The organism is Geodermatophilus sp. SYSU D00705 (genome assembly GCF_054050135.1).
Map to the genome: position 1 here is coordinate 30671 of NZ_JBJGYT010000028.1, position 25924 is coordinate 56594.

At 75.1% G+C, this 25924-nt stretch carries 26 protein-coding genes; 6 read left to right on the forward strand and 20 right to left on the reverse strand.

The features are described 5' to 3' along the window. Positions 1 to 73 precede the first annotated feature (73 nt). The 9 genes from ACI78Q_RS18450 to ACI78Q_RS18490 all read right to left on the reverse strand — a co-directional run bounded on the left by ACI78Q_RS18450 (position 74) and on the right by ACI78Q_RS18490 (position 9830). A complete protein-coding gene (locus tag ACI78Q_RS18450) occupies positions 74 to 700 on the reverse strand; it encodes a Trp biosynthesis-associated membrane protein (RefSeq protein WP_456924890.1) in 627 nt (208 codons plus the stop codon). A 79-nt stretch (positions 701 to 779) separates the two neighbouring features. Beyond that, positions 780 to 2315 (reverse strand): anthranilate synthase component I, encoded by a 1536-nt coding sequence (locus ACI78Q_RS18455; protein WP_456924891.1) that lies wholly within the window; start codon positions 2313 to 2315, stop codon positions 780 to 782. Further along, positions 2302 to 2676, reverse strand: a complete 375-nt coding sequence (hisI, locus tag ACI78Q_RS18460) for a phosphoribosyl-AMP cyclohydrolase (RefSeq protein WP_456924892.1) — start codon at positions 2674 to 2676, stop codon at positions 2302 to 2304. The genes ACI78Q_RS18455 and hisI overlap by 14 nt, the downstream gene beginning before the upstream one ends. A gap of 36 nt (positions 2677 to 2712) precedes the next feature. After that, positions 2713 to 3405 (reverse strand): hypothetical protein, encoded by a 693-nt coding sequence (locus ACI78Q_RS18465; protein ID WP_456924893.1) that lies wholly within the window; start codon positions 3403 to 3405, stop codon positions 2713 to 2715. 78 nt (positions 3406 to 3483) lie between these two features. After that, on the reverse strand, positions 3484 to 5136 hold the full coding sequence (locus ACI78Q_RS18470; RefSeq protein ID WP_456924894.1) for an FAD-binding dehydrogenase: 1653 nt from the start codon (positions 5134 to 5136) through the stop codon (positions 3484 to 3486). Between the two features lie 9 nt (positions 5137 to 5145). Further along, entirely contained in the window at positions 5146 to 5661 is a 516-nt protein-coding gene (locus ACI78Q_RS18475; RefSeq protein ID WP_456924895.1) for a hypothetical protein, read from the reverse strand. A gap of 55 nt (positions 5662 to 5716) precedes the next feature. Further along, positions 5717 to 6163 (reverse strand): hypothetical protein, encoded by a 447-nt coding sequence (locus tag ACI78Q_RS18480; RefSeq protein WP_456924896.1) that lies wholly within the window; start codon positions 6161 to 6163, stop codon positions 5717 to 5719. 68 nt (positions 6164 to 6231) lie between these two features. Next, positions 6232 to 8058, reverse strand: coding sequence for an ABC transporter ATP-binding protein (locus ACI78Q_RS18485; RefSeq protein ID WP_456924897.1), 1827 nt, complete (start codon positions 8056 to 8058; stop codon positions 6232 to 6234). Continuing rightward, entirely contained in the window at positions 8055 to 9830 is a 1776-nt protein-coding gene (locus tag ACI78Q_RS18490; protein ID WP_456924898.1) for an ABC transporter ATP-binding protein, read from the reverse strand. Before ACI78Q_RS18490 ends, ACI78Q_RS18485 begins: the two co-directional genes overlap by 4 nt. Positions 9831 to 9941: 111 nt before the next feature. Here ACI78Q_RS18490 and ACI78Q_RS18495 point away from each other — a divergent pair, with 111 nt between their 5' ends. Beyond that, entirely contained in the window at positions 9942 to 10565 is a 624-nt protein-coding gene (locus ACI78Q_RS18495; protein WP_456924899.1) for a TIGR03085 family metal-binding protein, read from the forward strand. Positions 10566 to 10607: 42 nt separating this feature from the next. On the opposite strand, the gene hisF is transcribed toward ACI78Q_RS18495, so the two are convergent. The 8 genes from hisF to ACI78Q_RS18535 all read right to left on the reverse strand — a co-directional run bounded on the left by hisF (position 10608) and on the right by ACI78Q_RS18535 (position 16913). After that, the gene (gene hisF, locus ACI78Q_RS18500; protein WP_456924900.1) at positions 10608 to 11402 is read right to left on the reverse strand and encodes an imidazole glycerol phosphate synthase subunit HisF; all 795 of its coding nucleotides are present in this window, start codon (positions 11400 to 11402) and stop codon (positions 10608 to 10610) included. Beyond that, a complete protein-coding gene (locus ACI78Q_RS18505) occupies positions 11399 to 11791 on the reverse strand; it encodes a RidA family protein (protein WP_456924901.1) in 393 nt (130 codons plus the stop codon). The genes hisF and ACI78Q_RS18505 overlap by 4 nt, the downstream gene beginning before the upstream one ends. Beyond that, positions 11788 to 12534, reverse strand: coding sequence for a bifunctional 1-(5-phosphoribosyl)-5-((5-phosphoribosylamino)methylideneamino)imidazole-4-carboxamide isomerase/phosphoribosylanthranilate isomerase PriA (gene priA / locus ACI78Q_RS18510; RefSeq protein WP_456924902.1), 747 nt, complete (start codon positions 12532 to 12534; stop codon positions 11788 to 11790). Before priA ends, ACI78Q_RS18505 begins: the two co-directional genes overlap by 4 nt. A 20-nt stretch (positions 12535 to 12554) precedes the next feature. Continuing rightward, positions 12555 to 13478, reverse strand: a complete 924-nt coding sequence (locus tag ACI78Q_RS18515) for an SDR family oxidoreductase (protein ID WP_456924903.1) — start codon at positions 13476 to 13478, stop codon at positions 12555 to 12557. A gap of 75 nt (positions 13479 to 13553) precedes the next feature. Next, the gene (locus ACI78Q_RS18520; protein WP_456924904.1) at positions 13554 to 14417 is read right to left on the reverse strand and encodes an SDR family NAD(P)-dependent oxidoreductase; all 864 of its coding nucleotides are present in this window, start codon (positions 14415 to 14417) and stop codon (positions 13554 to 13556) included. Beyond that, entirely contained in the window at positions 14414 to 15250 is an 837-nt protein-coding gene (locus tag ACI78Q_RS18525; protein WP_456924905.1) for an SDR family NAD(P)-dependent oxidoreductase, read from the reverse strand. The genes ACI78Q_RS18520 and ACI78Q_RS18525 overlap by 4 nt, the downstream gene beginning before the upstream one ends. Next, a complete protein-coding gene (locus ACI78Q_RS18530; RefSeq protein WP_456924906.1) occupies positions 15247 to 16350 on the reverse strand; it encodes a hypothetical protein in 1104 nt (367 codons plus the stop codon). Before ACI78Q_RS18530 ends, ACI78Q_RS18525 begins: the two co-directional genes overlap by 4 nt. Further along, complete coding sequence (locus ACI78Q_RS18535; protein ID WP_456924907.1) at positions 16347 to 16913, reverse strand: UGSC family (seleno)protein; 567 nt, start codon at positions 16911 to 16913, stop codon at positions 16347 to 16349. The genes ACI78Q_RS18530 and ACI78Q_RS18535 overlap by 4 nt, the downstream gene beginning before the upstream one ends. Positions 16914 to 17282: 369 nt before the next feature. Between ACI78Q_RS18535 and ACI78Q_RS18540 the strand changes: the two genes are divergently transcribed. Next, entirely contained in the window at positions 17283 to 18137 is an 855-nt protein-coding gene (locus tag ACI78Q_RS18540) for an IclR family transcriptional regulator (RefSeq protein ID WP_456924908.1), read from the forward strand. Positions 18138 to 18238: 101 nt separating this feature from the next. Here ACI78Q_RS18540 and ACI78Q_RS18545 read toward each other — a convergent pair whose 3' ends face one another. The 3 genes from ACI78Q_RS18545 to ACI78Q_RS18555 are packed head-to-tail and all read right to left on the reverse strand — an operon-like array spanning position 18239 to position 21967. After that, entirely contained in the window at positions 18239 to 19363 is a 1125-nt protein-coding gene (locus ACI78Q_RS18545; protein WP_456924909.1) for an NDMA-dependent alcohol dehydrogenase, read from the reverse strand. 10 nt (positions 19364 to 19373) lie between these two features. Continuing rightward, positions 19374 to 20852: an aldehyde dehydrogenase family protein gene (locus tag ACI78Q_RS18550; protein WP_456924910.1), complete on the reverse strand. Its 1479-nt coding sequence runs from the start codon at positions 20850 to 20852 to the stop codon at positions 19374 to 19376. Between the two features lie 11 nt (positions 20853 to 20863). Beyond that, entirely contained in the window at positions 20864 to 21967 is a 1104-nt protein-coding gene (locus ACI78Q_RS18555) for an NDMA-dependent alcohol dehydrogenase (RefSeq protein WP_456924911.1), read from the reverse strand. A 420-nt stretch (positions 21968 to 22387) separates the two neighbouring features. Between ACI78Q_RS18555 and ACI78Q_RS18560 the strand changes: the two genes are divergently transcribed. The 4 genes from ACI78Q_RS18560 to ACI78Q_RS18575 all read left to right on the forward strand — a co-directional run bounded on the left by ACI78Q_RS18560 (position 22388) and on the right by ACI78Q_RS18575 (position 25843). After that, positions 22388 to 23146 carry a CoA transferase subunit A gene (locus tag ACI78Q_RS18560; protein ID WP_456924912.1) on the forward strand — a complete coding sequence of 253 codons (759 nt, stop codon included), beginning with the start codon at positions 22388 to 22390 and terminating at the stop codon, positions 23144 to 23146. After that, entirely contained in the window at positions 23146 to 23817 is a 672-nt protein-coding gene (locus ACI78Q_RS18565; protein ID WP_456924913.1) for a 3-oxoacid CoA-transferase subunit B, read from the forward strand. The genes ACI78Q_RS18560 and ACI78Q_RS18565 overlap by 1 nt, the downstream gene beginning before the upstream one ends. Positions 23818 to 23912: 95 nt before the next feature. Beyond that, positions 23913 to 24824: an SDR family oxidoreductase gene (locus ACI78Q_RS18570; protein ID WP_456924914.1), complete on the forward strand. Its 912-nt coding sequence runs from the start codon at positions 23913 to 23915 to the stop codon at positions 24822 to 24824. A 419-nt stretch (positions 24825 to 25243) separates the two neighbouring features. Further along, positions 25244 to 25843 (forward strand): endonuclease domain-containing protein, encoded by a 600-nt coding sequence (locus ACI78Q_RS18575; RefSeq protein WP_456924915.1) that lies wholly within the window; start codon positions 25244 to 25246, stop codon positions 25841 to 25843. The last annotated feature ends 81 nt before the right edge of the window (positions 25844 to 25924 follow it).

The following is a 25924-nucleotide window of genomic DNA, read 5'->3' on the forward strand; positions in this document are numbered from 1 at the left end:
CGGGGCTCCCCCGCCCGCGGGGGCGCCCGACACGGCGGTCAGGCGATTGGCGGCAACCGGGCGTGGGTAGCGCTCAGGGTTCGCGTCCACCGGGCTCGGTCGGGTCCTCGCCGCGGTCCAGGGCCCGCCAGGCGTCGAGGGCGCGGTCCTCGTCGGTGCGGGGCCGCGCGGGTGCGGACACGCCGGCCTCCGGCGTCCGCTCGTAGCGGCGGCCCATGCCCGGCCAGTCGCGGCCGCGCAGCACGGTGAGCAGGCCGGCCAGCACGGCGACGACGCCGGCCAGCAGCGCGAGCACCGGCCACGCGGCGTGCACCTGGGCGGTGAGCTCGCTGCCGGGCGTCCCGGGGCCGACGGCGGCGGCCGCGGCGGCGTCGGCGTCGCCGGCCAGCGCCCGCAGGCCCGACCAGCCGAGCACGCCCCCGGTGAGCGCGACCAGGAGGCCGAGCGTGGCCCGCCCGGCGCCGCGGACGGCCAGCAGCGCCACCGCGGCGGCCAGGAGCAGCAGCCCGCCGGCCGGCACCAGCGGCGCGAGCGTGGCGCCGGTCAGCTCCGTGGTGGTCGGCGGCAGCGGGGCCGGGCGGCGCAGCGTGGCGGTCGTCCAGGTCTGGCCGCCGGCGGAGAGGGCCAGCCCACCGGCCAGCGCGGCACCGGCCACCGCCAGGGTCAGCTCGCGCCGGGCCCGGCCGGGCGGGGAGCTCACGGCGCCCACGGTCCGCTCCCGCGCAGCGCTCCGCTCCTCGCTCGCCGGCGCTCGCCGTCGGACCTCCGCCGCGGCCGGCTCACGGCAGCTCCCGCATCCCCTCGGCCGTCGCGATCGCCGACAGGACGGCGCGGGCCTTGTGGCGGGTCTCGGCCTCCTCGGTGGCGGCGTCGCTGTCGGCGACGACGCCGGCGCCGGCCTGCACGTAGGCCCGCCCCTGGTGCAGCACCGCCGTCCGGATGGCGATGGCCATGTCGAGGTCCCCGCTGGCGTCGACGTAGCCGACGGTGCCCGCGTACAGCGCGCGGCGGGTCGGCTCCAGCGTCTCGATGATCTCCATCGCCCGCGGCTTGGGGGCACCGGAGACGGTGCCCGCCGGGAACGTGGCGTCGAAGACGTCCAGGGCGTCCCACTGGGCGTCGACCTCACCGGCGACGGTGGACACCAGGTGCATGACGTGGCTGTAGTGCTCGACCCGCATGAAGTCGGGCACCTCGACCGTGCCCGGCACGCACACCCGGCCCAGGTCGTTGCGGGCCAGGTCGACCAGCATGACGTGCTCGGCGCGCTCCTTGGGGTCGGCCAGCAGGCCCTCGGCCAGCCGGGCGTCCTCGTCGGGGGTCGCGCCGCGCGGGCGGGTGCCGGCCGGCGGGTGGACGACGGCCGACGAGCCGGTCACCGTCACCAGCGCCTCCGGCGAGGAGCCGACGACGTCGAACGGCGTCTCGCGCCCGGCGAAGCGCAGCAGGTACATGTACGGCGAGGGGTTGGTCGCCCGCAGCACCCGGTAGAGGTCGAGCGCGTCGACCTCGGTGGCCACCTCGAAGCGCTGGGCCAGGACGACCTGGAACGCGTCACCGGCCCGGATGTGCTCCCGGACCCGCTCCACGCCGTCCTCGAACACCCCCGGCGCCATGTTGCTGACCACCGGCGGCGCCTCGGCGGTGGCGAAGGTGGCCACCCCCGGAGGGGCGGCCTTGGTCAGGTCCGCGGCCATCGCGTCGAGCCGGGCGACCGCGTCGTCCCACCCGGTGCCGTCCTCCCCCGCGCCATGCTGGCCACCCACCCCAGCCACCCCGGCGAACGCGTTGGCGATCAGCAGCACGGTGCCGTCGCTGTGGTCCAGCACGGCCAGGTCGGTGACGAGCGTCATCGCGAGCTCGGGCATGCCCAGGTCGTCGGTGGCCAGGACCGGCAGCCGCTCCAGCCGGCGGACGACGTCGTAGCCGAGGTACCCGACCAGGCCGCCGGTCAGCGGGGGCAGGCCCTCGGTGCGCGGCGAGCGGAGCCGCCGGGCCAGCGTCCGGACGGCGGCCAGCGGGTCGTCCGGGAGGTCGTCGGTCAGGCCCGGCAGCGGCTGCCCGAGCCACTGCGTGACGCCGTCCCGCTCGGTGAGGACGCCGGCGCTGCGGACCCCCACGAAGCTGTACCGGGCCCACCGCTTGCCCTGCTCGGCCGACTCCAGGAGCACGGTGCCGGGCCGGTTGCCGGCCAGCTTGCGGTAGATGCCGACGGCGGTCTCGCCGTCGGCCAGGAGCCGCCGGGTGACCGGGACGACCGGCTGGTCGAGGGCGGCGAACTCGTCCCGCGACGGAGTGGTCTCACCGAGCCGCACGGGTCACCTCCAGGGGGTGGGAGAAGCAGCTGCGCGCGCCGGTGTGGCAGGCCGGGCCCTCCTGGTCGACGAGCAGCAGGAGGGCGTCGCCGTCGCAGTCCAGGCGCACGTCGCGGACCCACTGGCGGTGGCTGGAGGTCTCGCCCTTCACCCAGTACTCCTGCCGGCTGCGTGACCAGTAGGTGGCCCGCCCGGTGGTCAGCGTGCGGTGCAGCGCCTCGTCGTCCATCCAGGCGACCATGAGCACCTCACCGGTGTCGTGCTGCTGGACGACGGCGGCGACCAGGCCGGCGTCGTCACGGCGCAGCAGCGCGGCGACGGCCGGGTCCAGGGCGGACTCGGGGGCGGGGACGACGGACATGCCCCCGATCGTCCCACCCGGGGACGTCCGCGCCGGTCACCGGCTCGATGCCGGCTCTCCCTGCCGGCCGGCGGCGAACCACTCGCGGGAGGGGCGCCCGGCCAGCAGCCCCAGGGCGACCGCCGGCCCGGCGGCGAAGCAGAAGACACCGAACAGGAGCACCGCCGACGGATCGGCGCCGGGCATCTGGTCGAGCATGTCGAACAGCCGCACCGCCCAGTAGGCGGCCAGCGCGACCTGGGCGCCCAGCGCGACGACCAGGGTCCGGCGGGCGGCCCGGCTGCGGCGGTTGAGCACCATGACCCCGCCGACGACGAGGGCGATCACCGAGGCGATCTGGACGGCGGCCAGCGCGGTCGCCTCCCTGGCCAGCGCGTCGCCGTCGCCGGGGAACCCGGGCTCCCCCTCGGCCAGCGCGAACAGCGAGGCCACGAGGAAGACGTAGGCCGACGCCACCGTCACCCCGGCGGCCTGCACGAACGCCAGCACGGCGGCGGCGACCACCTGCCCGGGGCGCCGGGGCCCGGCCGGCGGGGGCGGCCACGGCGGACCGTAGGGGGCGTAGGGCGTGCCGTAGGCCCCGTAGGGAGGCCAGCCGGCCGGACCGGGCGCGCCGTAGGGCGGGCCGGGCCAGGGCGGGACGGCCGCGGTGGGCGGCGGGCCGGCGTAGGGGGCGCCGTGCTCGGTCTCCGTGGCCGGGTCCGACCACGGGTCACGCGGTGCGGTCACAGGGCACCTCGTTCGGCTCCGCGCTCGATCCGCTCCTCGGTCGCTGCGCTCCCTGCGATGCTCCCTCGCGCGTCGCTCTCACAGCGCGGCCGCCAGGGCCCGGCCCGCGACCCGCCCCGAGAAGAGGCAGCCGCCGAGGAAGGTGCCCTCCAGCGAGCGGTAGCCGTGCATGCCGCCGCCCCCGAACCCGGCCACCTCCCCCGCCGCGTACAGACCGGGGAAGACCGCGCCGCCGGCCCGCAGCACCCGCCCGGAGAGGTCGGTCTCCAGACCGCCGAGGGTCTTGCGGGTGAGCAGGTTGAGCCGCACCGCGATCAGCGGGCCGGCGTCGGGGTCCAGCAGCCGGTGCGGCGGGGCCACCCGGATCAGCTTGTCGCCCAGGTACTGGCGGGCACCCCGGACCGCGGTGATCTGCAGGTCCTTGCCGAACTCGTTGGCGATGGCGCGGTCGCGACAGACGATCTCCCGCTCCACCGTGCCGAGGTCCAGCTCCGGCGTCCCGCCGGTGATGCGGTTCATCCCCGCCACCAGCTCCGGCAGCGTCGGGGCGACGACGAAGTCCTCGCCCCGGTCCAGGAACGCCTGCACCGGCCCGGAGACGCCGGCCCTGACCCGGTTGAGCAGCAGCTTGACGTCCTTGCCGGTCAGGTCGGGGTTCTGCTCGGAGCCGGAGAGGGCGAACTCCTTCTCCACGATCTTCTTGGTCGCGACGAACCAGGTGTGCTCGTACCCCGTCTGCCCGATGTGGGCCAACGTGCCGAGGGTGTCGAAGCCGGGGAACAGCGGCACCGGGAGCCGCCGGCCGGTGGCGTCGAGCCACAGGGACGACGGCCCGGGCAGGATCCGGATGCCGTGCCGCTCCCAGACCGGCGAGTGGTTGGCGATGCCCTCGGTGTAGTGCCACATGCGGTCGCGGTTGATCAGGTTGGCGCCGGCGGCCTCGCTGGCCTCCAGCATCCGGCCGTCGACGTGTGCCGGGACGCCGGCCAGCAGCCGCTGCGGCGCGGGGCCCAGCCGGGCCGGCCAGTTCCGGCGGACCAGGTCGGGGTTGCCGCCGATCCCGCCGGAGGTGACGACGACGGCCTGCGCGCCGATCTCGAAGGGGCCGACCTCGACCCGCGAGCTGGCCTGCCCCCGGGCGGCGTCGCTGGGCTCGAGGACCCCGCCGCGCACGCCGGTGACGGCGCCGTCGCTCACCACGAGCTCGTCCACCCGGTGGCGGAAGCGGAGCTCCACCAGACCGCGGTCGACGGCGGCGCGCACCCGGCGGGCGAACGGCTCGACCAGGCCGGGCCCGGTGCCCCAGACGACGTGGAAGCGCGGCACGGAGTTGCCGTGGCCGGTGGCGGTGTACCCGCCGCGCTCGGCCCAGCCGACGACCGGGAAGAACCCGACGCCCTGCTCACGCAGCCAGGCCCGCTTCTCCCCCGCCGCGAACTGCAGGTAGGCCTCGGCCCACCGCCGCGGCCAGTGGTCCTCGTCGCGGTCGAACCCGGCGGTGCCGAACCAGTCCTGCCGGGCCAGCTCCAGGGAGTCGCGCACGCGCAACCGGCGCTGTTCCGGGGAGTCGACGAGGAACAGCCCGCCGAAGGACCACCAGGCCTGCCCGCCGAGGGATGCCTCCGGCTCCTGCTCGAGCAGCACCACCCGCTTGCCGGCGTCGGCCAGCTCGGCGGTGGCGACCAGCCCGGCCAGCCCCGCACCCACCACGACGACGTCAGTGTCGACCACGGGCGCACGCTATCGGGCGCGTGCGCTCCGGCGGTCGCGCTGGAGGGGGATCGTCGCCCGGGCGGGGCGGGTCCACTGCCGGATCGGGCGGCGCAGGGTGATCACGAGGCAGCCGATCGGCCCGACCAGCAGCAGCACCGCCCACCACATCGCCGACCCGGCGCCGAGGACGCCGAAGAGGACGACCAGCCCGATCAGGAGCAGCAGCGGCAGCAGGCTCGCGCCGGCCAGCACCAGCCACCCGTGGTCCCGGCCGAGCCACACCATCGCCGCGCCCACGGTGGCCCAGCCGGCCAGGAGGGCGGCGCCCACCACGTACCAGTGCCACCCGCGGTCGGGCTCCCACAGCAGGTACCCGAGGAAGACGTCCTCGGCGGCGACCAGCACCCCGAACACCGCGGCGAAGGGCGCGAGCAGCGGGCGCCCGCGGGCTGCCGCAGCGACCGTCGGACCCGGGACCGGCCGGGGCGCCGGGCGGGGTGAGCGCCGTGTGGCCGCCCGGCTCCGCGAGGAGGACGACGCCATGCAGGCAGGGTAGGGCCGCAGCCTGGCCGTCAGCTGTGGGCGGCGCGCCGTGGGCTCAGCGGGCGCGGCGCGGGCGGCCGGCGATCCACCGGCGCACGCGCGGCGTCACCGCCAGCACGGCCGCCACCACGGGGAGGACCAGCAGCAGCAGCGGCCAGCCCAGCCCGCCGGACTCCTCGGCCTGCGCCGCGGCCCAGATGACGGCGCCGGTGAGCACGGCGACCGGCAGGACCGACAGGACCAGCAGCAGCCAGCCCCGGCGGGCCAGCAGCCACAGCGCCCCCCACAGCTGCACGAACGGCGCCACGAGGAGCAGGTAGGTCCACGGGTCCGGGCCGGTGTCGGCGGCCAGCCCGCCCAGGGCCACGGCCAGCACCGCGACGAAGGCCGGCGGCAGCACCCCGACGATGCCCACGGCACCCGCGGCCAGTGCGAGGCCCGGCATGCGCGGGTCGGACGGCGGGACGTCGGGTGCCGGGCGCCGGGCCGTGGGTGTGGGCATGCTGCGCAGGCTAGGGCGCCCGGGCCACCGGTGGGCGCTGCCGTGGCCGTGGCCGCGCGGCACCGGCCTCAGGGGGTCGGCTGCGGTTCCCCGGCCGAGGAGCGCCGCCAGGAGGCGTGCAGCCGCGCGTAGGGGCCCTCGGCGTCCACCAGGTCGGCGTGGGTGCCGCGCTGGACGACCCGGCCGGCGTCGACGACGAGCACCTCGTCGGCGCGCTCGGCGGTCGACAGCCGGTGCGCGATCGTCAGCGTCGTCCGGCCGTCGGTGAGGGTGTCCAGGGCTCGGGTCAGCCGCTGCTCGGTCGCCGGGTCCACCGCGCTGGTCGCCTCGTCGAGCACCAGGAGGTCCGGGTCGGCGACGTAGGCGCGGGCGACGGCGACCAGTTGCCGCTCCCCCGCGGACAGCGACTCCCCGCGCTGCCCGACGCGGGTGGCCACGCCGCCGGCGAGCCCGGCCACCCAGGGCCCCAGGCCGAGGTCGTCGAAGGCGGCCAGCACCTCGGCGTCGGACAGCCCGGGGCGGCCGTAGCGCACGTTGTCGGCGATGGTGGCGTCGAACAGGAAGCCGTCCTGCGGCACCATGACGACCCGCCGCCGCAGGGACGCGAACGAGACCCGGTCCAGCGGCACCCAGCCGGTGGCGTCGTCGCCGAGCAGGACCCGGCCGGCGGTGGGGTCCATGAGGCGGGTGACCAGCTTGGCGAAGGTGGTCTTGCCCGAGCCGGTCTCCCCCACGATGGCCACCCGCCGGCGCGGGGCGATGTCCAGGTGGACGTCGTCGAGGGCCGGCCGGGCGCCGGGCGCGTACCGGAAGGTGACGTGCTCGAACCGCACCCCCAGCGGGCCGGCCGGCAGCTCCCTCGCCCCGGCGGGGTCGGCCACCGCCGGGTCGCGGACGTCGGGCTCGGTCTCGAGCACGTCGAGCACGCGGCGGAACCCGGCGACGGCGTTCTGCGCCTCGTTGAGCACCTCGCTGGCGGTCTGCACCGGGGCGACGAACAGGGTCACGAGGAAGAGGAACGCCACGAGGGTGCCGGCGGTCAGGTGGCCGCCCACACCGAGCAGCACGCCGACGACGACCACCGCCGCGTTGGCGACCGCGGCGACGAACTCGCCGCTGACGAACACCGCGGCCGTCGTGCGCTGCGCGGAGACCTGCGCCCGGTAGTGCCGGTCGACGGCGCGGTCGAGGCGGCCCGCGGTGCGCTCGCGGATGCCGTAGGCCCGCACCGTGGCCGCCCCGACGACGGCCTCGGAGACCGCGGCCAGCACGTCGCCCACCCGCTCGCGGACCACGCCGTAGACGACCGCCAGCCGCCGGGCGAAGAACCGGACGGCGACCGCCAGGGGCACGAAGCAGACGAGCACCAGCAGGGTCAGCTGCCAGGAGTAGACGGCCATCACCACGGTGGCCACGAGCAGCTGCCCGACGCTCACCACGCCGAGCACGCCGCCCCACTGCATGAACGTGGAGAGCTGGTCGACGTCGCTGGTGACCCGGGAGACCAGAGACCCGCGCCGCTGGCCCTGCTGGTGGAGCACCGAGAGGTCGTGGACGTGGCGGAACGCCTGCGAGCGCAGCCCGGCCAGCGCCGTCTCCGTCGTCCGGAACAGCCGGACGTTCATCCGGTACACCGCCACCGCGGTGAGCACGACGACGAGCGCGCACAGCAGCACGAGGTCGCGCACCAGGTCGAGGTCCGGCCCGCCCGGACCCGACAGGCCGCGGTCGATGACCTGCTGGACGGCGATCGGCACGACCACCCTCCCGGCGGTCGCGACCAGGGCCAGGGCGAAGGTGGCCGGCAGGCCGCGGCGGAACTCCGGCATCATCCGCAGGCCGCGGCGGAGGGTGGCCAGCGCCCCCTCCTCGCGGTGCTCGGCGAGCGCGGTCATGCCGCCACCTCCGTCTGCGCGTACGCCCGCACGAGGGCCGCGTAGCCGGGCACCTCGGCGAGCAGCTGCTCGTGGTCGCCCCGGGCGAGCACCCGGCCGCCCTCGAGCCAGACCACCTCGTCGGCGAGCGCGATCGTCGCCTGGCGGTAGGCGACCACGACCACCGTCGAGGGCCGGTCGGCGGCGCGGAGGGCGTCGAGGATGCGGGCCTCCACCGCGGGGTCGACGGCGCTGGTCGCGTCGTCGAGCACCAGCAGGCGCGGCCGGCGGACGACGGCGCGGGCCAGGGCCAGGCGCTGCCGCTGGCCGCCGGACAGCGAGGCGCCGCGCTCGCCCACGCGGGTGTCGAGGCCCTCGGGGAGCCGGTCCACGAACTCCTCGGCGGCGGCCACCCGCAGCGCCGCCCGGACCTCCGCGTCGGAGAAGTCGCCGCCGAGGGTGACGTTGCCGCGCACGGTGTCGTCGAAGAGGAAGGTGCCCTGCGGGACGAACGCCGCCTGCCCGCTGACCTCGCCCTCGCGCAACGCCCGCAGGTCGACCCCGTCGAGCAGCACCCGCCCGGTGCCGGGGTCGACCAGCCGCACGAGCAGCCCGGCCAGCGTCGACTTGCCCGACCCGGTGGGGCCGACGACGGCGACGGTGCTGCCGGCGGCGACGTCGAAGGTGATCCCCGCCAGCGTGGGTGCGTCGACGCCGTCGAAGGTGAAGCCGACGTCGCGCAGGCCGAGGCGGGCGCCCCCGGTGCCGCGCGGGGCGGCGTCGTCCCCGTGCGGGATCTCGCCGGTGGCGTCGAGGACCGGGGTGACCCGGTCGAAGCCCGCCAGCGCCCGCGGCAGGTCGGCCAGCACCCAGCCGATCGCCCGGATCGGCAGCGCCAGCAGCGTGAACAGGTACGCGATGGAGACCAGGTCGCCGGCGTCGGTGGCCCCGGCCGCGACCCGCTGGGCCCCGATGAGCAGGACGGCGAGCGTGCCGAGGTTGGGCAGCGCCTCCATCAGGGGGTCGAACAGGCCGCGCACCCGGCCCACCGCGACCAGCCCGTCGCGCAACTCCTCGGCGCGGGCGGTGAAGCGGGCGGTCTCGACGTCCTCCCGGCCCAGGGTCTTGACCACCAGGGCGGCGTCGAAGCTCTCGTGGGCGATCTCGCTGACCTCGGCGCGCAGCTGCTGCGCCCGCTGCATGCGCGGGCTCATCACCTGCGAGTAGACGGCGTTGGCCAGGAACACCAGCGGGAAGACGACCAGGCCGACCAGCGCCAGCCACGGGTCGGTCGCGACCAGGGCGACCACGGTGATCGCGATCATCACCAGCGCACCGCAGGCGAAGGGCAGCGGGGCGACGAAGAACCAGGCGGCCTCGACGTCGGCGTTCGCGTTGGACAGCAGCTGCCCGGTCGGGTGCCGCTGGTGCCAGGACAACGGCAGCCGCAGGTACTGGCCGGTCACCCGGCGGCGGTAGGAGGCCTGCAGCCGGTAGCTCATGACGCCGGCGAACAGCCGCCGGCCGAGGATGCCGAGGATCTTGAGCACGGCCACCGCGAGGATGGCGACCGCGGCCAGGGTCAGCGCCGCGGCCGTCGTCGCCCCCTGCTCGAACGCCGGGAGGACGACGCGGCCGGTGACCTCGCCGACGACGTAGGCGCTGGCGACGGTCATCCCGCCGTAGAGGCTGCTGGCGAGGAAGGCCAGGGTGAACATGCCCGGCTGCTCGGCGATGGCGCGCCCGATGTGGCGCACCCCTCGCCGGACCACGGCTTCTCGGCGGCGGGGCACGGTCCTCCTCGATCGTCGTTCGGGCGGCGTCGGCGACCGTACGACGGGCCTCGGACATCTCGCTCCCGCGGACCGGTGTCCCCGGCTCCGCACCGTCGGTAACTTCGCCGGGTGACCTCCTCTTCCCGGTCCCTCGTCGACCGCGAGCGCGCCGGCCTGGCCGACCTGCTCGACCGGCTCGGGCCCGACGCGCCGACCTGCTGCGCGGGGTGGACCACGGCCCACCTCGCCGCGCACCTCGTGGTCCGCGAGCGGCGCGCGGACGCGATGCCGGGCCTCGCCGTCGAGCAGCTGGGGGTGGGCCGGCCGCTGACCGCGTGGGCGCACCGGCTGGAGGACCGGCTGCGGGCGTCGACGTCCTACGCCGACGTCGTGGCCCGGGTGCGGTCGGGGCCGCCGGTCTGGTCGCCGCTGGCCTGGCCGCTGCTGGCGCGGCTGGTCAACACCGCCGAGTTCGCCGTCCACCACGAGGACGCCCGCCGCGCCCAGCCGGACTGGGCCCCCCGCCCCCTGAGCCGGGCCGACCAGGACGAGCTGTGGGGCGCGGCGGTCCTCTACGCCCGCCGCGCGGTCGGGCGGGTGCCCGGCGGGCTGCGGCTGCGGCGCAGCGACGTGCCCGGCATGGTCCGGCGGATCTCGCGGGCCGAGCCGGCCACCACCGTCGAGGGTGAGCCGCTGGAGCTGCTGCTGTGGGCCGGCGGGCGCGAGGACGTCGCCCGCGTCGAGATCACCTGAGCGGAGGCTCACGGCGCAGCTCTCCTGCGCCGTGAGCCTCCGCTACGCGAGCGGGGTGTCGGCCTCGCGGCGGACGGGGACGCCGGCGCCGGCCAGCGCGCCCTTCACCTCACCGATCCGCAGCTTGCCGAAGTGGAAGACGCTCGCGGCCAGCACCGCGTCGGCCCCGGCCTCGACCGCGGGCGGGAAGTGCTCGGGCTCGCCCGCTCCCCCGCTGGCGATGACCGGCACGGTGACCTCCCGGCGCACCGCCCGGATCAGCTCCAGGTCGAACCCGGCCTGGGTGCCGTCGGCGTCCATCGAGTTCAGCAGCACCTCGCCGACGCCGAGCTCGGCGGCCTGCACCACCCACTCCACGGCGTCGCGGCCGGTGCCCCGCCGTCCGCCGTGCGTGGTGATCTCGAAGCCGGAGTCGGTGACCGCGCCGTCCCGGCAGCGGCGGGCGTCGAGCGAGAGCACGAGCACCTGGTTGCCGAACCGGTCGGTGATCTCGCTGATCAGCTCCGGCCGGGCGACGGCGGCGGTGTTGACCGCGACCTTGTCCGCGCCGGCGCGCAGCAGCCGGTCGACGTCGGTGACGCTGCGGACGCCGCCGCCGACGGTCAGCGGGATGAAGACGCTCTCCGCGGTCCGGCGGACGACGTCGTAGGTGGTCTCCCGGTCACCGGAGCTGGCCGTGATGTCGAGGAAGGTGAGCTCGTCGGCGCCCTCCGCGTCGTACACGCGGGCCATCTCCACCGGGTCGCCGGCGTCGCGCAGGTCGACGAAGTTCACGCCCTTGACCACCCGGCCGGCGTCGACGTCCAGGCACGGGATGACCCGCACGGCCAGGCTCACGCCCCCGCCCTCCGCACCGCGTCGGCCTCGATCTCCACCAGCATCGCCGGGTCGATCAGGGCGGCCACCTGCACCATCGACGTCGCCGGGCGGACCTCGCCGAAGACCTCGCCGTGCGCCCGCCCGACCTCCTCCCAGCGCGCGATGTCGGTGACGTACATGCGGGTGCGCACGACGTCGGCGACGGTGAACCCGGCGCGCTCCAGCGCCTCGGCGACGTTGGCCAGCGCCTGGCGGGTCTGGCCTGCGGCGTCCCCGGGGCACACGACCTCGCCGTCCACCGTCGCCGTCGTGCCGCTCACCCACGCCATGTCGCCGTGGACGACGACCCGGCTGTAGCCGACGACCGCCTCCCACGGGGCGTCGGACCCGAACCGGACGACACTCACGCGAGCTCCATGCCGTTCTCCCCGGAGGCCACCCGCAGCGCCTCGGGCAGGGTGAAGGCACCGGCGTAGAGGGCCTTGCCGACGATCGCGCCCTCCACGCCGACGGCGGTGAGCCCGGCCAGCGCCCGGATGTCGTCGAGCGAGCTGACCCCGCCGGAGGCGACCACCGGGCGGGAGGTGGCGGCGCAGACCTCGCGCAGCAGCTCCAGGTTGGGGCCGCGCAGCGTGCCGTCCTTGGTGATGTCGGTGACGACGTAGCGGGCGCACCCCTCGGCGTCGAGGCGGGCGAGCGTCTCGTAGAGCTCGCCGCCCTCGCGGGTCCAGCCGCGGGCGGCCAGCCGGGTGCCCCGGACGTCGAGGCCGACGGCGATCCGGTCGCCGTGCTCGGCGATGGCCCGGGCGCACCACTCCGGCGACTCGAGCGCCGCGGTGCCGAGGTTGACCCGGCGGCAGCCCGTGGCGAGCGCGGCGGCCAGCGACTCGTCGTCCCGGATGCCGCCGGAGAGCTCGACGTCGACGTCCAGCTCGCCGACCACGCGGGCCAGCAGCTCGCGGTTGCTGCCGCGGCCGAAGGCGGCGTCGAGGTCGACCAGGTGCACCCACTCGGCGCCGTCCCGCTGCCACGTCAGTGCCGCCTCGAGCGGGTCGCCGTAGTCGGTCTCGCTGCCGGCCTCCCCCTGCACGAGACGGACGGCCTGACCGTCGGCGACGTCGACGGCGGGGAGCAGCTGCAGCTTCGGCACGCCTCCAGGTTAGTGAGCGTCTATCTGTAGCCCTCGTCACCGGCGGGTCGGCCGGCGTCCTGCACCTCGACGACGTAGCGCCACGCGTCGGGCTGCGTGCCGTCGAGGTCGGGGAAGCCGTAGACGCGGGCCAGCTCCCCGCTGGAGGTGGACCGCCCCGACCAGCGGGGACGGTCGGGGTCGGCGGCGAGCGCGGCGACCGCCCGGCCGACGAACGTCGGGCTCTCGGAGATGCAGAAGTGCGGCACGGTCGCGGTCGCGTCGCGCCAGTTCGCCTCGGCCACCCCGAAGAGCTCCAGCATCGCCTCCGAGCGCAGCCAGCCCGGGGTGAGCGCGACGGCCGTCCCGCCGTGCGGACGCAGGTCGTGCGCCTGGATGAAGGCCAGCCGCAGCACCGACCACTTGGCCAGGTCGTAGTAGGCGCTGACGCGGAAGGTGGCCTCGTTGTAGGCGAGCGTCCCGTCGGTCACCTCGACGACCAGCCCGCCCGGTCGGCGGATCAGCAGCGGCAGCGCGTGCGCGCTGGTGACCAGGTGGGTCTCCACGGCCAGCCGGAGCAGCCGCAGCCCCCGGTCGAGGTCGTGCTCCCACAGCGGGACGTCCCACTGGAACAGCGGGTCGCCGCCCCAGACGTCGTTGACCAGGACGTCGAGGCGGCCGGACTCCGCGTCGATGCGCGCCACCAGCGCGGCCACCTGCGCCGGGTCCAGGTGGTCGCACACCACCGGGATCCCGCGGCCGCCGGCTGCGGTGGCCAGCTCGGCGGTCTCCTCGACCGTCTCGGGCCGGTCGTACTCCGAGCGGCGACCGGCGGTGCTGCGGCCGGTGCACCAGACCGTGGCCCCGGCCGCGCCCAGCGCGACGGCGATGCCCCGCCCCGCCCCGCGGGTGGCGCCCGCGACGAGGACGACGGTGCCGGACAGGTCGGGCGGCGAGTAGTCCATGCCGGCACCCTGCACCCGGCCACCGACAGCCGAGTGCCCCGGCGCAGGAGACCTGCGCCGGGGCACCCGGGTGGGTCAGGACAGCGCGGCCTCCGCGACCGGCTCGGGGTGTCGCAGCGGGAAAGGGCTCATCCCGCCGCCGTCGATCGGGATCGCCTGGGCGGTGAGGTACCCGGCCTCGGGCGAGGCGAGGAAGGCCACCGCCGCGGCGATGTCCTCGGGCAGCCCTACGCGGCCGACCGGGATGTTGCGCCCGCGCGAGGCCAGCAGCGCCGCCTCGTCGACGTCCGGACCCGAGCTGAGGAACGCCCGGCTGGTGCCCACGAGCCCCGGGCACAGCGCGTTGACGGTGATCCCCCAGGGGCCCAGGTCCATGGCCAGGGCCCGGGTGAGCCCGATGACGCCGGCCTTGGACGCCGAGTACGGCCCGGAGAAGGGCGCCGCGGTGAGGCCGGCCATCGAGGAGATGTTCACGATCCGGCCCGAGCGCTGGGCCCGCATCACCGGGACGGCGGCGCTGCTCATCAGCCACGGCCCGCGCAGGTTGACCGCGACCACCCGGTCGAAGACCTCGATCGGGATGTCGGCGACGTCCGCGCGGTCCGGGCCCTGCGGCGCGGCGGCGTTGTTGACCAGGACGTCGAGCCGGCCGAACCGGTCGACGGCCTCGGCCACCATCCGCTGGGCGTCGGCCTCGACGGCGACGTCCCCCAGCGCGAAGGAGGCCGTCCCGCCGCCGGCGGTGATGTCGACGACCAGCGCCTCGACCCCGCCCCAGTCGGCCTTCCGGTTCTCCTGCTGGCGGTTGGGCACGCCGGTGGCCTGCAGGTCGGTGACGACGACCGCCAGCCCCTGCTCCGCGAGCCTGCGGGCGATCGCCTGCCCCATCCCGTCCGGCTTGCCGCAGCCGGTGACGAGCGCGACCCGCTGGGCGGTCACTCGGCGTCCCCGGCGGGCTTCGGTGGCTTCGGGCTGCTCGGGCCGCCGTCGACCGACAGGATCTGGCCCGACACCCAGCGGGCGCGGTCGCTGGAGAGGAAGAGGACCGCCTGGGCGATGTCCCAGGGGCTGCCCTCGGTGCCCAGCCCCGACCAGCCCTTGCGGATGGCGCGCATCTCCGGGGACATGTTGGCCGCGGCGAACGCCCCCCAGATCGCGCCGACCTGCACGCAGTTCACCCGGATGCCGCGCTCGCCGAGGGTGTTGGCCGCACCGACGGTCATGTTCTCCAGACCGGCCTTGGCCAGGTTGTAGACCATGCCCGGCCCGCGGGCCCGCACGCCGACGGAGCTGATGTTGACGATCGCCGAGCCGCTGGGCAGCACCTCCACCGCGTGCCGGGTCATCTGCCAGGCGGTGGTCAGGTTGAGGTCCATCAGCTGGTGGAACCGCTCGGGGGTCACCTCGAAGATGCCCGCGCGGTCGCCGACGGCGACGTTGTTGACCAGGGTGTCGAACCCGCCGAACTGGCCGACGGTCTCCTCGACGGCCCGCTTGCAGGCCTCGTCGTCGAGCAGGTCGGCGACGACGGCGATCGCCTTGCCGCCGTCGCCCTCGATGGCCTCGACGGTGCGCTGCGCCGCGGCGAGGTCCCGGTCGAGCACGGCCACCCGGGCGCCGTGGGCGGCGAGGACCCGGCTGATGGCGTAGCCGACGCCCGGCTCCTTCGTGCTCTGCTGGCCGCCGCCGGTGACCAGGGCGGTCCGCCCGGTCATCCACAGCTCGCCGGCGTCCCCGAAGGGGTCGGTGAGGGACTCGCTGAACTCGGTCACGCAGTGGCTCCTGCCTGGGTGGTGGGGGTGGTCCGGCCGACGACGGGCACCGAGCTCGCCGACCAGCCGGAGAAGACGCGGACCACCATCGAGATGCCGGCGTTGCGGGCGCCGGCGACGGCGATCGGCAGCGCCTCGGGGCCGGCGCCGGGGAAGAGCCGGTCGAAGGCCTCGGGGTCGGTGCCGCCGTCGGCGAAGCGGACGCCGTTGTCACCGACGCCGTCCTTGCCGACGCGGGCCAGGTCGGCCTTGCTCCTGCCGCAGCGTTCGACCAGCCACGCCCGGACGTCGGCCTTGCTCATGCCGGCCTCGGCCAGCATCTGCGCGTGCTCGGGGCAGAAGACGATGCCGGCCGGGTGGTGGCGGAAGATCGACGCGCCGCTGCGGGAGATCGTGTCGGCGAAGTCGGCGAGCAGCTGCTCGGGGTCGGCGGTGTGCCGGTTGTCGACGTACTCGACGGTGCGGGTGAGCATCCCGGAGACCGCGGAGGTGCCGGCGGCCACGCCGCCCTCGACCGACAGCGGCTCCCAGGGGCTCTCCTCCTCGTTCTCGGCGAGGCAGACCTGCCAGCGGCCGGGCAGCCCCTGGGTGGCCTGCTCGAAGCCGTGCGGGACGACGCCGAGGGCGTTGCGCACCATCAGCCCGATCGTGCGGGCGATCGTCATGTTGGGCCGGAAGCCGGGGCCGAAGACGCCGCCGGCCGCGTTGAGGCCGAGCTCCTGGCGGACGGGGCCGTTGACGATCAGCAGCGGCGAGGGGCCGCTGGTGCTCTGCCAGCCGCCGCCCTGCGCCGACCGGTCGCGCTGGACCGCCTCCCAGGCCGCGAGGACGACCGGGAAGTACTCCGGCCGGCAGCCGGCCATCACGGCGTTGATCGCCGCGAGCTCCACGGTCACGCTGCGGTCGAGGTGCGGCAGGGTGCCGATGACCTCGTCGGGCGTGCGGTCGACGGTGGCGAGGAACCGGTCGACCAGCGAGCGGGTGGCGGGCACCAGCGGCAGCCCGTCGGACCAGCCCTGCGCGTAGCAGTGCTCGATCGCCGCCTGGGCGGCCTCGGGGTCGGCGTCCGGGACGACGACGGGGGCCTCGGCGACGCTCACGACGCCGCCTTCTGCTGGGCGCCGGCCGCGGTCACCGTCGCGACGACCTGCGGCAGCAGCTGCCGGGCGCGCTCACGGACGGCGTCGGCGTCGAGGATGGCCACCGGGTGGGCGGTGGTCAGGTACGCGTAGTCGGGGGCGCCCTGGACCTCGGCCATGCCGCTGGCGGTCGCGGTGAACGCGTCCGAGCAGATGACCGCGGCCGGCACGCCGGCCCGCTCGAGGGCGATGCCGTCGGCGACGGCCGAGGCGCTGCACGAGCCGCAGTCGCCCACGCCGGTGAGCACCACGTCGCACTCGCGCACCAACTCGGCCAGCTGCGCCTCGGGCAGGGGCAGGGCGAAGGCGGTCTTGGTGCGGCGCAGCACGGTCGCCGAGGCGCCGTGCTCGCTCTGCAGCAGGGCGGCGAGCTCGTCGAGCAGCAGTGCGGCGTTGTGCTTGGTGTTCTCCAGCAGCCCGAGCCGGACGCCGGTCAGGTCGGCCCGCCGCGGCGCCTGCGCGGTCGCGCCGATGCGCGTGGTCGTCTGCCCCGTGGGGTCGAGGATGTCGGCGAGGGTGGCCATCAGTCGCGGCCGCCCGTCGCGCGGGTCGGGGTGGGGGTCGGGTTCACGCGGCCTCGTGTCCTCTCGGCGGGATGGTCGCCGCCGGGAGGCCCGGGGACCCCGGCCGGCGTGCGGATCACGGCTGGCGGACGGCCCCGCGCCGGCCGACTCCCGACCGGGAGGCGGTGACCGGGCTCACGCCGTCCTTGCCGGACCATGGTGTGCGGGGCCACACTCCCCCAGCGACGGCTCTTCCCCGAGGCGGAAGCCGGGCGCGACGGCCCGGACCGGTGGGCGTGCTTGACACCACACCGCTCGCCCCCGCACAGTGACGCGGCCCACTTGGGTGTACGAGCCAACCAGATGTCCTGTGAAACGAAAGGGCGTGCCTTGGCAGCCAGCAGACCGTTGCCGTCGACCGCCACCGAGAGCCGGCCCGCCCGGCTGCCCACCGGCGGGGCCGCCACCGCCGCCGGCCGGGTCCTCGCCGTCCTGTCCGCCTTCGGGCCGGCGCACCCCTCGCTCACCCTCAGCGAGATCAGCCGGCGGTCGGGGCTGACCCTCACCACCACGCACCGCCTGGTCGGCGAGCTGCGTCAGTGGGGCGGCCTCGAGCGGGCCGCCGACGGGCGCTACGCCATCGGCCTGCGACTGCTGGAGCTGGGCGCCCTCGCCCCCCACGGGCTGCAGCTGCGCGAGCTGGCCCTCCCCTACCTCGACGACCTGCACCAGGCCACCCGCGCCAACGTGCACCTCGCCGTCCGGGACGGCTCCGACGGCGTGTACGTCGAGGCGCTGCGGGCCCGGGGTGCGGTGCAGGTGCTCAGCCGCCTGGGCGGGCGCTGGCCGCTGCACGCCACGGGCACCGGCCAGGTGCTGCTGGCCTTCGCCGACCGCGAGGTGCAGGACGAGCTGCTGCAGGCCCCGCTGAAGCGGTTCACCGCGGACACCATCACCAACGTCGCCGAGCTGCGGCGGGTGCTGGCCGAGGTGCGCCGCACCGGCGTGGCCATCGCCGAGAACCAGCTGACCCCCGACGCGCTCGCCGTCGCCGTCCCGGTCCGGGGCCGGCGCGACGAGGTCGTGGCCGCCCTGGGCGTCACCGTGCAGCGCGGGACCGTGCAGAGCCACGCGCTGGTGCCCGCCCTGGCCGCCACGGCACGCGGCATCTCGCGCGCCCTGGGCGCCCCCTCGGCCAAGCCCGAGGCCAGCGGCGCGGTGCGCACCTCCCGCTCCTCCGGCTGACCCGGTGCCGGCCGGGCTCCGGGGCCCGGCCGGCACCCGTCGGCACACACGGCAGAGGCCGCCGGCACCCGATGGGTGCCGGCGGCCTCTGCGTTGCGGGCTCAGCCCTCGTGGAGGATGACGCCGCGGATGTTCTTGCCGTCGGCGAGGTCCTGGTAGGCCTCGTTGACCTCGTCCAGCTTGTACGTGCGGGTGACCAGCTCGTCGAGCTTGAGCTGGCCGTCCTGGTACAGGCGGAGCAGGCGCGGCACGTCGTAGAGCGGGTTGCAGTCGCCGAACAGGGCGCCGCGGACCTGCCGCTGGTAGCCGATGAGCGCGCCGGCGTGGAAGTGCGCGGCCTTCTCGGTCAGCTTGCCGACGCCGGTGATGGTGACCTTGCCGCCCTTGCCGGTCATCTGGAGAGCGCTGTTGACCATCTCCTCGGTCACCACACCGGGGGTGAGGATCGCGTGGTCGGCCAGCTGGCCCCAGGTGGTCTCGACGACGAACTCGTGGGCCTCCTTCGCCGTGGCGAAGGCGTGCGTCGCGCCGAAGACCGAGGTGGCCATCTCGCGCTTGAACGCGACCGGGTCGACGACGACGACGTTCTTCGCGCCGGCGTAGCGGGCGCCCTGGACGGCGTTGCTGCCGACGCCGCCCGACCCGAAGATGACCACGGTGTCACCGGCGCGGACGCCGGCGGCGTTGACCGCCGAGCCCCAGCCGGTGGGGACGCCGCAGCCGACCAGGCAGGCGACCTCCCACGGGATGTCGTCGGCCAGCGGGATGGCGGCCCACTCCGAGATCACCGCGTACTGCGAGAAGGAGCCGACGGTGCAGAAGCCACCGAGGTCCTCGTCGCCGAGGTGGAAGCGGAAGGTGCCGTCGAGGAACATGCCCGTGCCGGCGTTGAGGCCCTTCACGCACATGTTCTGGTGCCCGGTGGAGCAGGGCCGGCAGGCCCCGCACGCAGGGATGTAGGAGCACACGATCCGGTCACCGGGCTTGACCCGGGTGACGTTCGGGCCGACCGACTCGACGATCCCGGCGCCCTCGTGGCCACCCACCACGGGCATGCGCACCGGCGCGTCGCCCTGGGTGATGTGGTCGTCGGAGTGGCACAGGCCCGAGGCGGCGAACTTGACCCGGACCTCGTGCTCCTTGGGGTCGTCGAGCTGGAGGTCGACCAGCTCCCAGCCCTGGTGCGGCGCCCGGGCGATGGCCGCGCGCGTGGTGATGCTGCTCATGCGATCCCTCTCAGTTCCCGGTGCCACGGAGGGACACGGTCTTGACCTGCGTGTAGTCGAGCACCGCGTCGGCACCCATCGACCGGCCGAAGCCGCTGCGCTTGTAGCCGCCGAACGGCCCGCCGATGACCCCGGCGCCGAGGGCCGCGTTCACCGCGACCTGGCCGGCCTGGAGCCCGCGGGCGAACTTGACGGCCTTGCCGACGTCCCGGGTCCACACCGAGGCCACCAGGCCGTAGTCGGTGCCGTTGGCGACCTCGAGGGCCTGCTCGTCGTCGTCCACCGGGGTGACCCCGAGGACCGGGCCGAAGATCTCCTCCTGGTGGATCCGCATCTGCGGGTCCACGTTGTCGAAGAGGGTCGGCTCGACGAAGAAGCCGCGCTCGAACTTCTCCCCGGACGGGCGGCCACCGCCGAGGACGAGGTCGGCGCCCTCCTCCTGGCCCAGCTGCATGTACTTGAGCACCCGCTCGTGCTGCTTGGCGTTGATGAGCGGGCCCATGTTGACCTGCTCGTGCCAGGGGCCGACCTTGACCTCGGACATGTGCTGCGCCAGGCGCTGCACGACCTCGGAGTGGATGGAGCGGGCGACGACGACCCGCGAGCCGGCCGCGCAGATCTGGCCGGTGTTGAGGGTGATGCCGCGGGCGATCGCCGGGATGGCGGCGTCGAGGTCGGCGTCGGCGAGGATGACCTGCGGCGACTTGCCGCCCAGCTCCAGGTGCAGCGGGGTGAGGTTCGTGGCGCAGGCGGCCATGATGATCTCCCCGGTCTGCGGGGAGCCGGTGAAGCTGATCCGGCGGATCCGCGGGTGCGCCGGGATCGCCGCGCCGGCCTCGTGGCCGTAGCCGGTGACGACGTTGACCACGCCCGGCGGGATGCCCGCCTCGAGCGCCAGCTTGGCCAGGGCCAGGCCGGTGAGCGGCGCGTCCTCGGCCGGCTTGATCACGATGGTGTTGCCGGCGGCGATCGCCGGGCCGACGTCGGTGACGAACATCGGGCCGGGGGCGTTCCACGGGATGATCGCGCCGACGACGCCGTAGGGCTCGCGGAGGGTGAGGCCGAGGGCGTCGGGCGTGTAGGTCGGCAGGGACAGGCCCTGCACCTTGTCGGCCTGGCCGGCGGTGAAGCGCAGCTGACCGGCCATGGGCGGCGGGCCCCAGTGCGGGCGGCCGACCTCCTGGGACTCCAGGGCGTCGAGCTCGGCGATGTTCTCGTCGATCAGCGCGGCCCAGCGGAACAGCAGCGCGGCGCGGGCGGTGGCGTTGGTGTCGCGCCACGCCGGGAACGCGGCCTCGGCGGCCCGGACGGCGGCGTCGACGTCGGCGGCGGTGCCGCGGGGCACCCGGCCGAGGACCTCGCCGGTGGCCGGGTTGATGACGTCGATGGTCTCGCCACTGGCGGCCGGGACCCAGTCACCACCAATGAGCTGCGCGTTGTCGATGATCAGGGACGCACCCGCCGAGGGCGCGGGGGGAGCAATCGTCATGTCTGTGGTCCTCAGTGCTCGTGGATGATGACGCCGCGGATGTTCTTGCCGTCGAGCATGTCCTGGTAGCCCTGGTTGACCTCTTCGAGCTTGTAGGTCCGCGTCACCAGCTCGTCGAGCTTGAGCTTCCCGGAGCGGTAGAGGCTGATCAGCCGCGGGACGTCGTGCAGCGGGTTGCAGCCGCCGAAGATGCCGCCCTGGATGCGCCGCTGGTAGCCGATGAACACGCCCGGGTGCTCGTTGACCCACCCGTTGCCGACGGCGGTGACGGTGACCTGCCCGGTCTTGCCGACCACCTGCAGGGCGTCGGCGATGACCTCGTCGTGCAGGCTGCCGACGGTGATGATCGCGTGGTCGGCCAGCTCGCCCCAGGTCGACTCGACGACGAAGTCGTGGGCCTCCTTGGCCGAGGCGAAGGTGTGGGTGGCGCCGAAGACGGTCGCCATCTCGCGCTTGAACTCCACCGGGTCGACGACGACCACGCGCTCGGCGCCGGCCAGCGCCGCGCCCTGGACCGCGTTGCTGCCCACGCCGCCGGCGCCGTAGATGACCACGGTGTCGCCGGCCTTGACGCCGGCGAGGTGCACCGCGCTGCCCCAGCCGGTCGGCACGCCGCAGCCGACGAGGGCGGCGATCTCGAACGGGATGTCGTCGGGGATCTGGATGACCGAGTACTCGCTCACCACGGCGTGCTGGGAGAAGGTGCCCAGCACGCACAGCCCGCCGAAGTCCTCACCGTTCTGGTGGAAGCGGAAGGTGCCGTCGGGGAACTCGCCGGTGGAGGCGTTCTTGCCCTCGTCGCAGAGGTTCTGCCGGCCGGTGGAGCAGTAGCGGCACTTGCCGCAGGCGGGGATGAAGGAGCAGACGACGTGGTCGCCGACCTTCACCCGGGTGACGCCCTCACCGACGGCGTCGACGATGCCGGCGCCCTCGTGGCCGCCGACCACCGGGAAACGCATCATCGCGTCGCCCTTCTGGATGTGGTCGTCGGAGTGGCACATCCCGGCCGCCATGAACTTGACGCGGACCTCGTTGGCCTTCGGCTCGTCGAGTTCGAGCTCGGTGATCTCCCACGGCCGACCCGGCTCGCGGCAGACCGCGGCGCGCGTGGTCATGCTCATATGGGGCTCCTTCCCAGTACTGGACGTCGGCCGCAACGGGGTGCCCGGCAGGACGGCGACGAGGTCTCGTGACCGTCGCGAGCTGCACGGGCGCGCTCCCCGGCCGCGGTCCACGATCCGTCCCGCGGGGTGGCGCGGACCACACGCCTTCCCCAGCACGGAAGACCACGCGGTGGCGGGCCGGGCGGCGGCCCGCCGCACCTGGTGTGCGCCCCGTCTCTTTTCCGGGACGTGGAAGATGCGCTGCTGCCCGCCGTGCGCGGCTGTTGCACTCGTCGTGCTCGACCGACGTCGACCGCATCGGTCCGGTCGGTCCGGGATCTCCCCCGCGCCACCCGGCGCCCCCCGTGTGGCCTGCAACGGTCCACGAGCGAGCACATCCGTGGAAGGACCCCTCCCCGTGAAGGACCGCCAGTGATCGACAAGTTCCGCGAGGACATCCTGTCCGTCGTCGACGCCGTGCCCTCGGGCGCCTCGATCGCCGTCGGCGGCTTCGGCAGCTCCGGCCGGCCCGACGGACTGCTCGACGCCCTGTGCGAGCTGGACAAGCGCGACCTGCACGTGTTCGTCAACAACGTCGGTCACGACTTCACCGGCGTCGGCCGGCTGCTGCACGAGGGCCGCCTGCGCCGGGTGACGGCGTCCTTCCCGATCCTGCAGGAGTTCTACGACGAGTACTTCGCCGGCAAGGTGGAGCTCGAGCTGGTCCCCCAGGGCACCCTCGCCGAGCGGCTGCGGGCCGGCGGCTCGGGCATCCCCGCCTTCTTCACGCCGTCCGGCGCGGGCACGATGCTCTCCGACGGCTCCTTCACCCTGCGCTACTCCCCCGACGGCGGCGTCGCCGAGCACGTGCCGGCCAAGGAGACGCGGCTGATCAACGGCCGGGAGTACGTGCTGGAGGAGGGCATCGTCGCCGACTTCGGCTTCGTGAAGGCCCACAAGGCCGACCGGAAGGGCAACCTGCGGTTCCGCCTGTCGGCCCGCAACTTCAACCCGATGGCGGGTATGTCCGGCAGGACCACCTTCGCCGAGATCGAGCAGCTGGTCGAGGTCGACGAGCTGCACCCCGACGACGTCCACCTGCCGGGCGTGTTCGTCGACGACGTGGTCATGACGACCGGCAAGGCCCCCGCCCACGAGGACACCGCCGCGACGACGAGGAAGGCCTCCTGATGACCGGCACCATCCCCGCCCCGGCCACGGTCGTGGGCCGCACCCGCGAGGGCATCGCGCAGCGCCTCGCCCAGGACCTGCAGGACGGCTACGTCGTCAACCTCGGCGTCGGCATCCCGCTGCTGGTCCCGCGCTTCCTGCCCGAGGACAAGGAGGTCGTGCTCCACGCGGAGAACGGCGTCCTCGGCATCGGCGCGGAGGCCTCGCCGGAGGAGGCCGACCCCGACCTGACCGACGCCGGCAAGCAGCCGATCACGCTGATCAGCGGCGCGGCCATCACCGACTCGGCGCTGTCGTTCGCGATCATCCGCGGCGGGCACCTGGACTGCACCATCCTCGGCGCCCTGCAGGTGTCGGCGTCCGGCGACCTCGCCAACTGGTACGTGCCGGGCAAGAACCCGGCCGTCGGTGGCGCGATGGACCTCGTCGCCGGCACCCCGCAGGTCTGGGTCGCCATGGAGCACGTCGACCGCAAGGGGCAGCCGAAGGTCGTGGCCGAGTGCACGATGCCGCTGACCGGCAAGGGCGTGGTCACCCGCATCTACACCGACCTCGCGGTCTTCCACGTCGTCGACGGCCAGCTCCGGCTGGTCGAGTGCGCCCCCGGCGTCAGCCCCGAGGACGTGCGCGCCCGCACCACCGCTCCCTACACCGAGCACCTGGCCGGCTGAGCCGGTCGTCGGACCACGGCCGGTCACCCGGCCCCGGGCCCGCACCGCCGAGCAGCGGTGCGGGCCCGACCCATCTTCGAGACGAGGAGGAGCCCATGCAGGACGTCCACGGCAAGGTCGCGTTCATCACCGGCGGGTCCAGCGGCATCGGCCGCGGGATCGGGCTGGCGTTCGCCCGCGCCGGCATGACGGTCGTGATCAGCGGCCGTCGCCAGGAGCACATCGACGAGACGCGCGCGGAGTTCGCCGACGCAGGCCTCGAGGTGGACGCCGTCCTCCTCGACGTCACCGACCGGGAGGCCGTCGAGCGCGCCGCCGAGGAGACCGAGCGCCGCCACGGACGGGTCGACGTGCTGGTGAACAACGCCGGCATCGGGCTGACCGGCCCGGTCATGGAGGCCACGCCGGCCGACTGGGACTGGCTGATCGACGTCAACATCAAGGGTGTCGGCAACGGCATCGCCGCGTTCGTCCCGCGCATCCGCGCGCACGGCCAGGGCGGGCACGTCGTCAACACCGCGTCGATGGCCGCGCTGATGCCGATCGTCGCGGGCCTGTACTCGATGACGAAGGCCGCCGTCGTCGCGCTGTCGGAGGCCCTGGCCATCGAACTGGCCCCCGACGGCATCGGCGTCTCGGCCTACTGCCCCGGGCCGGTGCACAGCAACATCGCCGGCGCGGTCGCCAACCGGCCGGCCCAGTACGGCGAGAGCGGCTACACCCCGCCGCCGGCCGAGTTCCTCGAGCGGGCCAAGACCCAGCCGTACATGAGCTACGTCGAGGCCGGCGAGCGGGTGCTGGGCGGCGTCCGCCGCAACGACCTGTTCATCCTCACCCACCCCGAGTTCAAGGCGGGCGTGCAGGACCGCTTCGACACCACGCTGGCTGCCTTCCCGGACGAGCCGATCAACGAGGAGCGGGCCGCGGCGATCCCGTTCCTGACCGGGCACACGATCTACGCCCCGGAGAAGCGGCTGCCCGCGCCGCGCCTGACCGACCTGCGCTGAGCCCCCGCGCGAGCCTTTGTGGCCACTTCGGCCGCGCCCTGAACGGCCTTTGTGGCCATCTCGGCCCTGGCACCCGGCCTTCGTGCCCACGAAGGCCGGGTGTGAGCCGGTGCCTGTGGACGACGACAGCGCAGGCGGGTCGCGATGGGCGACCCTGCCGCAGTGTCCCGTTCTCGACTCACCGGCGTCTTCGTCGGCAGCCACGCCATCGCGGAGGGCTTCCTCACCCGCCGGCAGCTGCGTGAGCGCAGCTACCGGCGTCTCGTCCACGGCGTCTATGCCGACCCGGGACTGACGGTCGATCACCGTCTGCGGTGCCGGGCCGTCGCCCTGCTCATGCCGCCAGGCACCGCGATCGGCGGCCACTCCGCGGCGGCCTGGCACGGCGCCCCCTTCGCCGGCCCACAGACCCAGTCACGGTGCTGCGCCCCGCAACCGTGCTCTGGAAGGGACCGCGCGGCGTGCGGGTCCACCGCACCGACCTCCGACCCGGCGACGTCGAGGTACACGACGGCGTTCCGGTCACGTCGGCGCTGCGAACGGCGTGGGACCTCGCGGCGCTCGAACCCGTGGGCACCGCGGTGGCCGCGTTGGACTCGATGGTCCGCACGGAGGCCGTGACCCTTCCCGCGCTGGTCCAGCTCGCCTCGTCCGGCGCTGGTCGGTGGGGAGTGGCCCGGATGCGCGCCGCGGTGCCCCTCGTCGATGCGCGCGCCGAGTCGGCGCCGGAGTCGCGGGTCCGGGTCGCGCTCGTCCTGGCGGGACTCACCCCGATCCCCCAGTACGAGGTCCGCTCGACGGGTGAGTTCCTGGCGCGCGTCGACCTGGCCTTCCCGGAGGCGCAGTTGGCCGTCGAGTACGAAGGCGCGCACCACTTCGCGGACGGACACCTCGTGCGAGACGACGCCCGCATCCGTCGCCTGGACGCGGCCGGCTGGCGGGTCATCCGGCTCAGCGCGACCGACCTCCGCGACCTCGACGGCGTCGTCGCGCGCGTGCTCGCAGCCCTCGCCGGCTGACCGCGGCCGAAGTGGCCCCCAACGCCCCCCCCGGGGGGGGCCGTGTTGGGACCTTGGGCGTGGCCTCAACGGGGGGGGGGG